This is a genomic window from Neobacillus sp. SM06 (assembly GCF_050496765.1).
GTDB lineage: Bacteria > Bacillota > Bacilli > Bacillales > Cytobacillaceae > JAEVLT01.
Genome location: NZ_JBNWEO010000017.1, coordinates 267,984 through 281,278 on the forward strand (window position 1 = coordinate 267,984; position 13,295 = coordinate 281,278).

The window sequence follows — 13,295 nt, forward strand, 5'->3', positions numbered from 1 at the left end:
AACATGTCATTTTTACCAAAACCGCATGGAGGAAAATTAATTCAAGCCTATAATCCTTCGTATGATTGGAGTGGAATTGAAAATGTCATTCAAATAGACGCCATTGCATTAAGTGACTTGGAGTTAATCGGGGTCGGCTTGTTTAGCCCGCTAACAGGATTTTTAGGAAAAAAAGATTATGAATCGGTTGTAGAGAACATGCGGTTAGCCGACAATACCGTTTGGTCGATTCCAGTTACACTGCCTGTTTCGACAGAGGTGGCCGATACGCTGAAAGCAGGTGAAACGTACAAATTGGTTTTTCAAGGTGAAGTGTATGGCGTAATATCCGTTTCTGAATGGTATGAGCCAGATTTAGAAAAAGAAGCATTGAATGTCTATAAAACAGTTGAATTGGCACATCCGGGAGTAAGGCGGCTATTCGAACGGGGGCCGGTATATGTTGCCGGTGAGATCGTCCTTGTGAAAAAGACAGATAAAGGCGTGTTTGCTGACGTGTGGTATGAACCAAAGCAAACCCGTGCTTTCTTTGAAGAAAAGGGCTGGAAAACAATCGTTGGTTTTCAAACAAGAAATCCGATTCACCGGGCACATGAATACATTCAAAAGGCAGCGCTTGAGACAGTTGACGGCCTGTTTGTCAATCCGCTTGTTGGTGAAACAAAGGCAGATGATATTCCGGCCGATGTCCGGTTAAAAAGCTACCGTGTTCTGCTTGAAAATTACTATCCAGGCGATCGGGTTCAACTTGGTGTATACCCGGCAGCAATGCGCTATGCCGGTCCGCGGGAAGCCATTTTCCATGCGATCGCCCGCAAGAACTTTGGCTGCACCCATTTTATTGTCGGACGGGATCATGCCGGAGTCGGAAATTATTATGGAACTTATGATGCCCAACACATTTTTAGCTATTTTACGGAAGAAGAGCTTGGAATTAAACCATTGTTCTTTGAGCACAGTTTCTATTGCACAAAGTGCGAAGGAATGGCATCTGATAAAACATGCCCGCATACAAAGGAAGACCGAGTGATTTTATCTGGAACGAAAGTTAGGGAGATGCTCCGTTCCGGTATCCTGCCTCCTGCAACTTTTAGCCGAAAAGAGGTTGTTGAGGTTCTGATTGAAGGGTTAAGAGAAAAAGAAACGGTGTAAGGAGTAGAGGGATGTAAAAATTAACCAATATTGCTTGGTGGAAGAGGTAGAGTGATGTCAAAATCAACCAATATTGCTTGGTGGAAGGGGTAGAGGGATGTCAAAATCAACCAATATCACTTGGCATGAAACAACGATTACGAAACAAGACCGGCGGATGAAAAATGGTCATGGCAGCTGTGTCATCTGGTTTACCGGGCTTTCCGGGTCTGGAAAATCAACGATTGCCAATGCCGTTTCCAATGAGTTGTTTCAGCGGGGAATCAGTGAATATGTTTTGGATGGGGACAATATCCGCCACGGAATCAATAAAGATCTTGGATTTTCGGAACATGACCGGATGGAAAATATCCGCAGAATTGGCGAAATTGCCAAATTGTTTGTCGACAGCGGAAAAATTGTCACCACAGCATTTATTTCTCCATTTCGTTCCGACCGCCGCCAGGTCAGGGAACTTTTTGAAGAAGGGGAGTTTATCGAGGTCTTTATCAGCTGCCCACTTGAGGAATGCGAACGGCGCGATCCAAAACAGCTCTACGCAAAAGCGCGCCGCGGTGAAATCAAGGATTTTACCGGAATTGACTCGCCGTACGAAGAACCGGAGCAGGCCGAAATCACCATTCATTCGCATTTGTTGTCAGTTGACGAAGCGGTGGCACAAGTTCTTCAGTACTTGAAAGAGAAGAATACCATTTAAAAGCAAACGAAAGGAAATAAGTGAGGATAAGAACCAGCTAGAGGTATTTGGGTGGGTAGCACGAATGTGACGGAAAAGTGACAAATACGGATAAAAGGGGAAATTCCGCGGATACAAGTGAGTTTTTCGCGGATAAAAGGGGAAAACCCGCGGATAAACGTACAAGTTTCGCGGATAAACGGGAGAAACCCGCGGATAAAAAAGGGGGAGCGTAGAAATCCGGTAGATCCGGTAGCCGGGTACCCCAATCGGCCGAGGGAATATGACGGAAAAGTGACAAATACGGATAAAAGGGGAAATTCCGCGGCTACGAGTGAGTTTTTCGCGGATAAAAGGGAAAAACCCGCGGATAAATGTACAAGTTTCGCGGATAAACCGCCAAAACCCGCGGATAAAAAAGGGGGAGCGTAGAAAACCGGTAGATCCGGTAGCCGGGTACCCCAATCGAGCGAGGGAATATGACGGAAAAGTGACAAATACGGATAAAAGGGGAAATTCCGCGGATACGAGTGAGTTTTTCGCGGATAAAAGGGAAAAACCCGCGGATAAAAGGGAAAAACCCGCGGATAAACGTACAAGTTTCGCGGATAAACCGCCAAAACCCGCGGATAAACGTACAAGTTTCACGGATAAACGGCCCAAATCCGCGGAAAATCATACAAGTTCCACGGATAAACGGCTCTTATCCACGGTTAAACCGCCAAATCCCACGAATAAAAAATCCATCCGTACACGAAGACAGATCGTTAGACAAGGTAAATAGATTCTTCCGCCATTACACACCATAATAATGGAGGTGAAAATGGTGGAAAAGAACAATTCTCAGAACAAATACAATGATCAGGAGCAAAATGCCATTGAAAATCGGGTAAATGAATCATATGACCAAATGATTCAGGATGTAAAAGAGATGGTTAAAGACCATCATCAATATTCGTAAAACAGGCGCCACACCCATTTGAAAAAGCCGGGCTCCTCTCGATCGGGAGGCCGGCTTTTTTCTTAGCTAATCAGAATTTATATCCATAAATTCTGAACGCATAAATTCAATTACGCCTCTGTCTACGTCCAAAGGACTCGCCAGTCGGCGAGTTTTCATTTAATCAAACGTTTGATTAAAATCGAAACTAAGCAAATCCCGACTTGTGAAACTTGATTCTCCTGTGGTATTAATAAGAGGGCTAGCTGCATAAACAAAGTTAGTAGGCCATTCGAACAGTTAAAATTTTTCAAAAATGGCAATTGAAGAGAGAACAAGTAAATGAGGGATTTTTTTGGAATGGATTTTATTGATACTGACCATTGTGTTTGAAATTGCTGGTACGATCTCGATGAAATTATCGGAAGGTTTAACGCGGCCGCTGCCTACGATTATGATTTTTATTTCTTACGGAATTTGTTTTAGTATTTTTTCGATCGTCGTCAAGAAAATGGAGCTTGGTTTAGCGTATGCGATTTGGTCGGGAGCGGGAACATTGGCGATTAGTTTTATCGGAATTTACTTTTTTCATGAGACAATGAGTTTACTGAAGATTGTATCGATCGTAATGATCGTAATCGGAATCGTTGGCATCAAGTTGTCAATGTGATCTCACTGAAGATGCGGGGATAATAAACCTATTGTTAGCAAACAATAGGAAGGGTATTCGAGAAGAATACCCTTTGAAACTATTCTGCCAGAGGTGATTCGATGAGTATTCATGATCAGCTTGATCCGCATTCTCAGCTTTTTCACCACAATTGGACGAGGCCGAAAAAGGCAAAATCCCAAGTGAACGGGCATACGCAGATTTCTCAAAACACCATTATTTTGAAATCAAATGCGAAAGCCCATCGATGGTAGTGTAGCTTCATATGAAAGGAAAGCCGGTGAATGCCCGGTTTTAACTGCAAAGATGGAAGGCGCCCACTTGTATGGGCGCCTTTCCAATGAAGAGGGGGTTGCTTCTTTACAGATTCCCGCGGAAAATGTACCGTTTTTTTCCTAAAATAACAAATCCGCCTTCGAGTGCAGGGTCAATCACAAGTTATGGAGATAGAGAATGGAAGCAACCAAAAAAAACCACCAATGCGGTTTGAAAAGGTCATGTTCCAGCCAAAATTGCAGCCGCAAGTGGATCAGTTCATTTTTTAAATCAAGAATTTGTTTAAAATCTTGTTGAGAGTTAATGGAATTTTCCTCATACCCAGCACCCTGATGTTGTTTAACTTTATCTAGTCTTTCAATTTATTCAAAAGATATTCAACGAGGAATAGAAGAACCTGGGCAGAAAAATCATCGCTTCAGCGAATACCGCTGTGTATGTTCTACAATCTGTTCATAAGCCTTTTTATAAAGGTCAGGGTTTGGGTCTTCCCCTTTAATCTTCGGCACGTCAAAATCGGATAGCACGAAATGAAGTGCGGGCTCTACGTCATGCCTTGCCAAGCAATGTTTGCAGCAAGCAAGTGGACAGCCATCAATGGCAATGATGTTCCGCCCGGACTTTGCTGTTTTGACAAGGGGTTTGACATCGCCGCCAACACCGGCAATACAAGACATTTCAGCTATTTTTTCCCGGTCCATTTTGATGGCAATCATGTTGGCGGTTTGGGCAGCAGACGAGCAGCCAGAACACGAATACACAAGAGGCATTTCCGTTTTTTCCATTGTAAACTCCTCCACATAGTTTTTTTAAAATGTAAAGGATTTGGGACATTTAGGCTGTGAACCACGTCACTATTATAGGAATATTTTAAATTTTATAAAAACCACAAACGAAGGTTTGCTGAAATAGAGAGGGTTGAAGGAATTCGCTTGGTTTAATCGAATATATACTATGGCAAGACCTATTTTTGAGAGGAGGAAGCGATCGTCATGTCAAAAAAGGTATTGATTTTAACTGGAGATGCAGTTGAGGCTTTGGAAGTGTTTTATCCTTATTACCGTTGTCTGGAAGAAGGGTACGATGTACAAATTGCTGCACCATCGAAGAAAAAGTTGCAAACCGTTATTCATGATTTTATCGGCTGGGATACGTATACTGAGTCAAAAGGATATTTAATCGAGTCACAATTGGCATTTGAGGATGTTGCGCCTGAGGACTATGATGGCTTAATTTTGCCAGGAGGAAGGGCTCCGGAATACATTCGTTTAAATGAAAATGTTTCAAAAATTGTTGCCCACTTTTTTGAAGAAAACAAACCGGTTGCGGCAATTTGTCATGCTGCACTGATTTTGGAAACGGTGAGCCAATATTTGAAGGGGCGCGAGCTGACTGCTTATATTGCCTGCAAACCGGATGTTGAAGCAGCGGGTGCAACGTATATTGAAAACCATTTGCATGTGGAAGGCAACCTTGTTTCCGGGCATGCATGGCCGGATCTTCCAGGCTTTATGCGTGAATTTATCAAGCTTTTAAATCAGTAACAAAAAAAGGAATCAGAGCGCTGTTGTCTCCTGATTCCTTTTTTATTACAAAAGCATCATGCTTTCATCAAGTTCACGGAAATTAACATTAAAAAAGAAATGCCGATGATACTCAACACCCACAACCAAGCAAGTGACATGTTGCCTGAATCAATCGCTACGTAGATTGCGGTGGGAATGGTTTGGGTTTTTCCAGGAATGTTCCCTGCGAACATCAATGTTGCGCCAAATTCGCCTAAAGCGCGGGCAAAACTCAAGATTGCCCCTGATACAATGGCTTTCAATGCAAGCGGAAGGGAAATTTTCCTAAGTAATGTGAATTCTGTGGCACCGTCAACGCGAGCCGCATTCTCGATGTCCTCATCAATCGATTCAAACCCGAGTTTAGCCGATTGATACATAAGCGGAAACGCGACAACCGTTGAGGCAATCACCGCTGCCCACCATGTAAAAATAACAGGTTTGTGAAAGAGCCACTCGATCCATTGCCCCACCGGACTATTTTTTCCAAAGAAAATGATTAACAAAAAGCCTACTACGGTTGGAGGCAATACTAATGGCAAAAGAAAGGCTGTTTCAATGATCGACTTTCCTTTAAATTTCTTATTTGCCATCAGCTTTCCTAAAAATAGTCCCAGAACAAATACGAGTATACCGGAAAAAAAGGCTACCTCAATGGACAGCCTCACAGGAGACCAAAAGGTTTCTTCCATTATTTTATCAGACCTTTAAACCCATACTTTTCAAAAATCTTTATCGCCTTTTCACTGTGAAGAAAATCATAAAATAGTTTGGCTTCTTTCAAATGAGAACTGTTTTTTACAACACCAACAGGATAGACGATTGGTGCGTGGGTGCTTTCTTTTGCGGTGGCAGCAATCTTAACTTTTGGCGATATCTTCGCATCTGTTTTATACACAATTCCGGCATCTACATTGTTTGTTTCTACATATGTAAGCACTTGACGGACATCTTTCGTATAAATGATTTTCTTTGTGAGTTCCTTCCAAAGATTGAAATGTGTTAACGTATCCTTGGCATACTGTCCTGCCGGCACAGACTCAGGTGTGCCAATGGCCAGCTTATCCGCTTTCGTTAGATCTTCAAATGCGTTGATGCCTTTTGTTGAATCTTTTGGAACAACGAGGACAAGCTCATTCCCAACCAGATCGGCGTCGTTTGCTTTTTCAATCAGTCCATTATTCACCAAGGTTTTAAATGGATCCTCACCTGCAGAGAAGAAGAGATCAACAGGTGCTCCTTGGGAAATTTGCTGTTGAAGAGCTCCCGATCCACCAAAGTTATAACGGATTTTTACATTTGGATGATTTTTCTCAAAGTCTGATTGAATGTCATTTAAAGCATCTTGTAAGCTGGCTGCTGCGGAGACGGTTAATTCAACTGTCTTCTCTGTTTTTTTGCTTTGTTCACTGGTAGAACATCCGGAAACGGCGAGTAATAGCAGCACTATTGAGAAAAATAATCGATACTGTTTGTTCAACTTTTTTCTTCCTTCCCAACTGATTATAATTACTTATAACTAATTATAATTACATATGACATAAAAGACTATAAGAAAGGTCACATTCGGCAATTTTTTTTGATAAATATCTTTTTTACAAGAAGGTCAGTTAAAATAAGAGATGGGGTGATGCGAATGTCGACAGAGCTTTCCTATACAATTGAAGAAGTTTCCCAGTTATTGAAAGTTTCGAAATTAACGGTTTACGACCTTGTGAAAAAAGGCGAATTGCCTGTATTTCGGGTCGGAAGACAGATGCGAATCGATGCCAAAGACCTGGATCAATATATTCACAAACACAAAACCAATCAAGATCCTTCCATACAAACCGCAACTGCTGGTTCGAATCTGAATCCCCAGGATTCCAAAACGATCGTGATTAGTGGACAAGACCTTGTTCTGGATATTTTAGGAAAATATATTGAAAAAAATTCAATTTTTAAACCATTGCGATCCTATACAGGCAGTTTAAATAGTTTAATCTCGATGTACAATGGCGAAGGCGACATTGTCAGTTTGCATTTGTTTGACGGGGATACCGGAGAATATAATCTGCCTTTTATAAAGAAAATTTTGGTGGGGCATTCATTCGTTCTACTCAACCTCCTGAAGCGAAAAGCAGGTTTTTATGTAAAAAAAGGGAACCCTTTGAAGCTTGCAACTTGGTCTGACTTAAGGCGGGACAACTTGAAAATCATCAATCGGGAGAAGGGATCGGGAGCAAGGATTCTTCTAGACGAACAACTGAGAATCAATGGGATCGCTTCAAGAACGATCAAGGGGTATGACCACGAAGAAAGCAACCATTTAAGTGTGGCATCTGCAATTTCAGCTGGAATGGCCGATGTGGGAATTGGAAATGAAAAAGCGGCAAAAATCGTTGGGGTTGATTTTGTGCCATTAATAACGGAGCGGTATGACCTCGTTATGTTAAAAAATCGTCATTCAGAAAAATTAATCAGCACGGTAAGACAAATTTTATCTTCGCCGCAGTTTCAGTCGGAAATTCATTCGCTTGGCGACTATGATACGTCTAACACGGGAAGGATTATTTATGAAATGGATTAACAATTTGTTCTATTTTGTTTTACCAAAAAGTAAGTTCGGTTGCCAAAGCACACTTTCAAAGTAGAAATAAGGTTGTCTGATAAACCGTTTTTCCAATAGGTAAGCTCAATTGCCAAAGCATAGGACCTCCGGTTTTGCAAATAATAATGTCAAGGGAGGTGTTATACTTTGGCAAAAGATGTTCTTTGTGAAGTAAATAACTGTTCTTACTGGAGCAATGGAAATAAATGCAGCGCGGAGTCTATATATGTTGTCAGCCACAAAGGAAAACAGGCATCCAAAAGCGAAGAAACAGATTGCAAAACCTTTGTGCCTGAAGGATAATGGTGGAAAGGTAACCAATAGCTTGGTTACCTTTTTAGGCTATTTAGAATTTATATCATTCGTGAAAAGGCAAAGTAGTTTTTCCAAAACTGACGTTAAATTTCGTATACTAGCCATTCTGAGAGTTGCCCGCCCATTTTTTTGTAAAGAGATTGGGCAATGAGGTTCTCTTTGGCTGTTTCCCATGTCATCGAGGCGAAATTATTTTCGCGGATGTATTGGAGGCAAGTTTGAAACAATTGCTCTCCAACTTTTTTCCCTCTTGCGGTTGGCTTTACATAGAGATCGTTCAAAATCGCCTGTCTTTTCACTTTCAACGTGCTAAAAGTGAAATACAATGTGGAAAATCCAATTAATTCACCGTTTTCCTCAGCGACAAATTGGAGCCCGGCCGCAGGATTTCCAAGCAAATGCTTAATCAAATTTTTCAATTCCTCTTCTTTTGGCTCGGGCTGTTTGTAGAAATCAACAATATATGCCTTCATTAAGCCGTGCAAATCGGGTATATCCTTGGCAGCAGCTGGACGAATCATCATCTAAAATCCCCCGGTTTCAATTCAAAATTCTAGTATTTTTTTTGCATAGTCTGAAAAATCTGTAAGGTGTTTTTCGATGATTTGAATGAGAATATTCACATTGATGGCTTGGTAGTCGTGCACTGCACTATTTCGAAATTCAACCATTGCTTTAAGCTGTTTAGCCATGTTTTTATCAATAATGGAATGGGTTTGAAGAATATCAAAAGCATCCAGGCTTGTCTGTGGAAGCCCAAGTCGTTTTTCCGCAATAACATGCATCGCTAAATCAATCGATGCCTCACATGCACGGTGAATATTCAAAATAGCGATAAGAAAAATTTCATAGGGTCTTTCCTCAATCCAAAGGAACGCAGTATTTTCATCACGCCAGGCGAAGTGCAAACCTAGCTTTTTATAAAAATTGATGGATACGGTTAAGTCTTTAACAGGCAATGAGCTTCATTCAAACCTTTAATCATATTTCTCCCGCCTTTCATCGAACTCTTTATGTATTCTCCAAAGCGGATTTTAAATCCTTTTTTGATCGTTAATCCTTGTTTTTCTTTTCCGGTAAACCCTATTCTCAAGAAAATTTCCAAACCAAGCTCCGAGTAGGCCAAAAGTGATCCCGTTAAATACAGGCATGTCTAAAAAGTGATTGGATAAAAAGCGGAGATGATGCCAATACAATCCGAAGTTCATACCAATGGCCAAACCTAAAAACAGTCCGGAAAGGTAGGTTCTTGTTTGCCGGATTTCATTTAGCTTCAGCTGATGTGATTTGGCGTGATTGTAGGCCTGCCATAAGGAAAAACAATAAAAGGATGGGTAGAACATGCCCCACTGGTAGTTGATGATATCATGGGCTTGCTTAAAGTCTCCGTGGAAGGAATAAACGATCGCTAAATTTAATTTTGCCTGACTATTGATAAGGAACTCGAGGCCGATCAAAACAAAACCAATCATATATTCTTTGTTGTACAATTGGCCAAATCCCGGCAAAACTGCTGACCAGAACATAGCGGCAAGGGGTGACTTGTAATCATGACTTTGTCTCATGGATTCTTATCCTCACATTGTGTTTATATTACTATTAAACTACTTTTGAATGGCCGAAACCCTTTTTTTCACCAAAAATTCACATTTTTTGGGATAAAAGACATACGAACAAAACGACTATTGGTAAAAAAAGACTAAATTCAATAAAGAGGAAACTTGTCCCATCTGCATGCTAGTTGATGTATAATAGAATCGAAATACCAGCGCTTATTTTAAAAAAAGTTGAAGTTGCAGCATCGTTTATATTACTATTTGGTGTAGATTCAAAGTAGAAAGAGAGTGTTCATAAATGGGTCGTAAGTGGAATAATATTAAAGAAAAAAAAGCATCAAAAGATGCAAACACGAGCCGGATTTATGCAAAATTCGGTGTCGAAATTTATGTAGCAGCAAAGCAGGGGGATCCAAACCCTGAATCGAATCAGGCGCTGAAAATGGTGCTGGAGCGGGCAAAAACCTACAATGTACCGAGGACGATTATTGACCGGGCGATTGAAAAAGCGAAAGGCGGAGCGGATGAAAACTATACAGAGCTTCGGTACGAAGGTTTTGGACCGAACGGATCAATGGTGATCGTGGATGCCTTAACCAATAATGTAAACCGCACAGCCTCAGACGTTCGCGCCGCTTTTGGCAAAAATGGCGGCAATATGGGGGTCAGCGGCTCCGTTGCCTATATGTTTGATGCAACAGCTGTCTTTGGTCTGGAAGGAAAGACTGCGGATGAAGTGCTGGAAATTTTAATGGAAGCTGATGTGGATGTCCGTGATATACTTGATGAAGACGAGAACGTGATTATCTATGCCGAACCAGATCAGTTCCATAGCGTGCAAGAAGCGTTAAAGAACGCTGGAATCACCGAATTTACGATTGCAGAACTGACGATGCTTCCGCAAAATGAAATCACGCTCACTGGTGATGCAAAAGCGAAATTCGAAAAAATGATTGACGCCCTGGAAGATTTAGACGATGTTCAACAAGTTTACCATAATGTCGACTTAAGTGAATAACATCCAATCGTAAAATCAGACCGTTAAAAGGGTCTGATTTTCATTACAATTCGAATAACGAGAAGAATGAAGAGGTGATCGGAACGGGTAGCCGAAAACCTTCTGATTTTGCTAGGATCTCCAAATGAATCATTTGTTTACAGGTTGCATATTTGTTCTTCTTTTACAAACAATCGTTTAAAATAATGAGAAAAGGACTTTAAAGGGGAGAAGCAGATGAGCGAGTTGTTGGTAAAACAATTTACATTAACACGGAACCATTTTATCAAAAGGGTTGATGGCCTGAACCGAACGATTGTGGATGTGCAGCCGAAAGGTTTCAACAACACGATCCATTGGATGATTGGCCATGTGCTGACCGTTGCCGAGCAGTTTATGTTTGGCTTTCCGAAAAATTCAACTCATCTTCCTGAAAGCTATGTTCAGCTATTCGGAAATGGAACAAAGCCTGGCGACTGGAGCAGTGATGACGTTCCGTCTGTCGAGGTGCTGGTTGAACAATTAAAAGACCAGTTAAACAGAATAAAGGAAATTCCGGCAGATCGCTACAATGCTGCTCTGAAAAAACCTATTCTAGGTTTTGAAACCGTTGGCGAACTTGCTAACATGGCCGTTTTTCATGAAGCAAACCACTTGGGACAAATTCAAGCGATGGCAAGAATCATCGAGCATGCGTAAAGGAGAGGCGTTTCTACAATTTGTAGAGACGTCTTTTCGTCTTTAGCAAAAAAACAGGGCATTGTTCGATCGTTTTCCTATCTTCTTGTACAATAGACAGTGACGATTAAATGGAGAGGAAGTAATGGAATAAATGGATGAACAAATAAGTAGGGAACAAGCTCAGGAAAAAATCTGGACGCGGGATTTCATCTTAATCATGCTGGCAAATTTTTTTATTTTTTTAGGGTTTCAAATGACGTTGCCGACGATTCCGTTGTTTGTTGAGCGTTTAGGCGGTAATAATCAATTGATTGGTTTTGTGGTGGGGATCTTTACCTTCTCAGCCCTGCTAGTGCGTCCTTTAGCAGGCAAAACACTTGAAACAAAAGGAAGAGGTTTTGTCTACCTGATCGGTTTGGCGATTTTTGTCCTTTCCGTAGGCTCTTACGGATTTTTAACAAGCATTTTGTTTTTGTTCATGATGCGGATTGTTCAAGGTGTTGGCTGGGGATTTTCTACAACCGCATCCGGTACAATTGCGACAGATCTGATTCCCCCAAGCAGGAGGGGGGAGGGAATGGGGTATTTTGGATTGTCAGGGAATTTGGCGCTTGCCTTTGGACCATCACTCGGCTTGGCGTTAACGGCGAAATTGCCATTTAGCCAATTTTTCCTTATCTGTTCATTTTTAGGGCTTGTTGCTCTTTTGCTGTCATCACGCATTAAATTTAAAAAAATAGAACAAAAGCCTGATAAATCAGTAGCTGTGAAAATGGATTTTTATGAAAAGAGCGCATTGCAGCCGTCCGTCCTGCTGTTTTTTATTACGATTACGTTTGGCGGGATTGCCTCTTTCCTGCCATTGTATACGGCGCAAAAAAATATCTCAGGAATTCAGTGGTATTTTTTGCAATATGCGGCAGCGTTATTACTATCGCGGACATTTGCTGGTCAACTATATGATCGAAAAGGACATAAGGCTGTGTTTTTGCCAGGGACGGCGCTTATTTTTGCTGCGATGCTTTTGCTGGCTTGGCTTCCAAACAGCTTGATTCTGTTTTTGGCTGCGCTGCTGTATGGACTTGGATTTGGAACGGTTCAGCCAGCATTGCAGGCATGGGCGATTGAAAAGGCGGCTTCCAATCGCAAAGGAATGGCCAACGCGACGTTTTTCTCGTTTTTTGACCTTGGTGTCGGGGTTGGGGCAATGGTTTTTGGGCAAATCGGCAATTTGCTTGGTTATCGCAGCATTTATATTGCAGCAGCGTTTTCGATTGTTTTTTCCATGCTATTCTATGCTTTTTTGCTTTGGAAAAATCGTTCAGCTGCCGCTGCTTGAAAAAATGGATTTGGAGGGAATGTGCAAATGGGAACTAGTTATGCGGCATACGAATCCCCGCTTGGGGCAATACGGGTTGTGGCCAATGAGATGGGAATCACGAGAGTGGAAATTTTTGAAGATGATTGGGAGCAGTTTTTAGCGGAAAATCCTAGTGTGCAGGAAGACGGAAACAAGATTTGTTCAGAAGCCATTGTGCAGTTGGAGGAATATTTTAAGGGGCAGCGAAAAAGTTTTGATTTGCCGCTTGTTATCGATGGTACTGATTTTCGCAAGCGCGTCTGGCAGGCGTTGCAAACGATTCCGTACGGGGAAATTCGAAGTTATGCCGAAATCGCTGAAATGATTGGCAGCCCGAAAGCTATTCGCGCTGTCGGACAGGCGAACAAGGCCAATCAATGGCCGATTATCATTCCATGCCACCGGGTGATCGGCAAGAGCGGCGATTTAGTCGGCTATGCCGGAGGTCGAACCTCTTTCAAAGAAAAATTGCTGGAATTGGAAGGGTATCAATTTAGCTGATTGCTCTCAAATAAAA

General features: G+C 41.7%; 18 protein-coding genes. 12 read left to right on the plus strand and 6 right to left on the minus strand.

The genetic code is table 11. From position 1 onward, the window contains the following. Nucleotides 1-3 precede the first annotated feature (3 nt). From sat to ACQYAD_RS14720, 5 genes are all read left to right on the plus strand, one after another. Nucleotides 4-1,152, plus strand: a complete 1,149-nt coding sequence (gene sat, locus ACQYAD_RS14700) for a sulfate adenylyltransferase (RefSeq protein ID WP_430239306.1) — start codon at nt 4-6, stop codon at nt 1,150-1,152. A gap of 97 nt (nt 1,153-1,249) precedes the next feature. Then, complete coding sequence (cysC, locus tag ACQYAD_RS14705; RefSeq protein ID WP_430239308.1) at nt 1,250-1,849, plus strand: adenylyl-sulfate kinase; 600 nt, start codon at nt 1,250-1,252, stop codon at nt 1,847-1,849. Nucleotides 1,850-2,651: 802 nt separating this feature from the next. Next, nucleotides 2,652-2,789, plus strand: coding sequence for a hypothetical protein (locus ACQYAD_RS14710; protein WP_430239310.1), 138 nt, complete (start codon nt 2,652-2,654; stop codon nt 2,787-2,789). A gap of 334 nt (nt 2,790-3,123) precedes the next feature. Next, nucleotides 3,124-3,438 carry a DMT family transporter gene (locus ACQYAD_RS14715; RefSeq protein ID WP_430239311.1) on the plus strand — a complete coding sequence of 105 codons (315 nt, stop codon included), beginning with the start codon at nt 3,124-3,126 and terminating at the stop codon, nt 3,436-3,438. Nucleotides 3,439-3,539: 101 nt separating this feature from the next. Beyond that, complete coding sequence (locus tag ACQYAD_RS14720; RefSeq protein ID WP_430239314.1) at nt 3,540-3,692, plus strand: YpzG family protein; 153 nt, start codon at nt 3,540-3,542, stop codon at nt 3,690-3,692. Between the two features lie 432 nt (nt 3,693-4,124). Here the strand turns inward: ACQYAD_RS14720 and ACQYAD_RS14725 are convergent, their stop codons facing one another. After that, nucleotides 4,125-4,499, minus strand: a complete 375-nt coding sequence (locus tag ACQYAD_RS14725) for a putative zinc-binding protein (RefSeq protein WP_430239315.1) — start codon at nt 4,497-4,499, stop codon at nt 4,125-4,127. A 207-nt stretch (nt 4,500-4,706) separates the two neighbouring features. Here ACQYAD_RS14725 and ACQYAD_RS14730 point away from each other — a divergent pair, with 207 nt between their 5' ends. After that, nucleotides 4,707-5,258: a DJ-1/PfpI family protein gene (locus tag ACQYAD_RS14730; protein ID WP_430239317.1), complete on the plus strand. Its 552-nt coding sequence runs from the start codon at nt 4,707-4,709 to the stop codon at nt 5,256-5,258. Nucleotides 5,259-5,314: 56 nt separating this feature from the next. On the opposite strand, the gene modB is transcribed toward ACQYAD_RS14730, so the two are convergent. Next, nucleotides 5,315-5,971: a molybdate ABC transporter permease subunit gene (modB, locus tag ACQYAD_RS14735; RefSeq protein WP_430239318.1), complete on the minus strand. Its 657-nt coding sequence runs from the start codon at nt 5,969-5,971 to the stop codon at nt 5,315-5,317. After that, nucleotides 5,971-6,759 (minus strand): molybdate ABC transporter substrate-binding protein, encoded by a 789-nt coding sequence (gene modA, locus ACQYAD_RS14740; RefSeq protein WP_430239319.1) that lies wholly within the window; start codon nt 6,757-6,759, stop codon nt 5,971-5,973. Before modA ends, modB begins: the two co-directional genes overlap by 1 nt. Before the next feature lie 156 nt (nt 6,760-6,915). Here modA and ACQYAD_RS14745 point away from each other — a divergent pair, with 156 nt between their 5' ends. Both ACQYAD_RS14745 and ACQYAD_RS14750 read left to right on the plus strand, forming a co-directional pair. After that, nucleotides 6,916-7,848 (plus strand): substrate-binding domain-containing protein, encoded by a 933-nt coding sequence (locus ACQYAD_RS14745; RefSeq protein WP_430239321.1) that lies wholly within the window; start codon nt 6,916-6,918, stop codon nt 7,846-7,848. A gap of 168 nt (nt 7,849-8,016) precedes the next feature. Then, on the plus strand, nt 8,017-8,172 hold the full coding sequence (locus ACQYAD_RS14750) for a DUF1540 domain-containing protein (protein ID WP_430239322.1): 156 nt from the start codon (nt 8,017-8,019) through the stop codon (nt 8,170-8,172). A 95-nt stretch (nt 8,173-8,267) separates the two neighbouring features. On the opposite strand, the gene ACQYAD_RS14755 is transcribed toward ACQYAD_RS14750, so the two are convergent. The 3 genes from ACQYAD_RS14755 to ACQYAD_RS14765 all read right to left on the minus strand — a co-directional run bounded on the left by ACQYAD_RS14755 (nt 8,268) and on the right by ACQYAD_RS14765 (nt 9,749). Beyond that, entirely contained in the window at nt 8,268-8,708 is a 441-nt protein-coding gene (locus ACQYAD_RS14755; protein ID WP_430239323.1) for an N-acetyltransferase family protein, read from the minus strand. Between the two features lie 21 nt (nt 8,709-8,729). After that, a complete protein-coding gene (gene hepT, locus ACQYAD_RS14760) occupies nt 8,730-9,050 on the minus strand; it encodes a type VII toxin-antitoxin system HepT family RNase toxin (RefSeq protein WP_430239407.1) in 321 nt (106 codons plus the stop codon). A gap of 168 nt (nt 9,051-9,218) precedes the next feature. Further along, nucleotides 9,219-9,749 (minus strand): DUF5683 domain-containing protein, encoded by a 531-nt coding sequence (locus ACQYAD_RS14765; protein WP_430239325.1) that lies wholly within the window; start codon nt 9,747-9,749, stop codon nt 9,219-9,221. A gap of 289 nt (nt 9,750-10,038) precedes the next feature. Between ACQYAD_RS14765 and ACQYAD_RS14770 the strand changes: the two genes are divergently transcribed. The 4 genes from ACQYAD_RS14770 (at nt 10,039) to ACQYAD_RS14785 (ending at nt 13,279) form a co-directional block, all read left to right on the plus strand. After that, nucleotides 10,039-10,758 carry a YebC/PmpR family DNA-binding transcriptional regulator gene (locus ACQYAD_RS14770; RefSeq protein WP_430239326.1) on the plus strand — a complete coding sequence of 240 codons (720 nt, stop codon included), beginning with the start codon at nt 10,039-10,041 and terminating at the stop codon, nt 10,756-10,758. Between the two features lie 216 nt (nt 10,759-10,974). Beyond that, on the plus strand, nt 10,975-11,436 hold the full coding sequence (locus tag ACQYAD_RS14775; RefSeq protein WP_430239328.1) for a DinB family protein: 462 nt from the start codon (nt 10,975-10,977) through the stop codon (nt 11,434-11,436). Between the two features lie 133 nt (nt 11,437-11,569). Further along, the gene (locus ACQYAD_RS14780; RefSeq protein WP_430239331.1) at nt 11,570-12,757 is read left to right on the plus strand and encodes an MFS transporter; all 1,188 of its coding nucleotides are present in this window, start codon (nt 11,570-11,572) and stop codon (nt 12,755-12,757) included. Between the two features lie 27 nt (nt 12,758-12,784). After that, the gene (locus tag ACQYAD_RS14785) at nt 12,785-13,279 is read left to right on the plus strand and encodes a methylated-DNA--[protein]-cysteine S-methyltransferase (RefSeq protein WP_430239332.1); all 495 of its coding nucleotides are present in this window, start codon (nt 12,785-12,787) and stop codon (nt 13,277-13,279) included. Nucleotides 13,280-13,295: the final 16 nt, after the last annotated feature.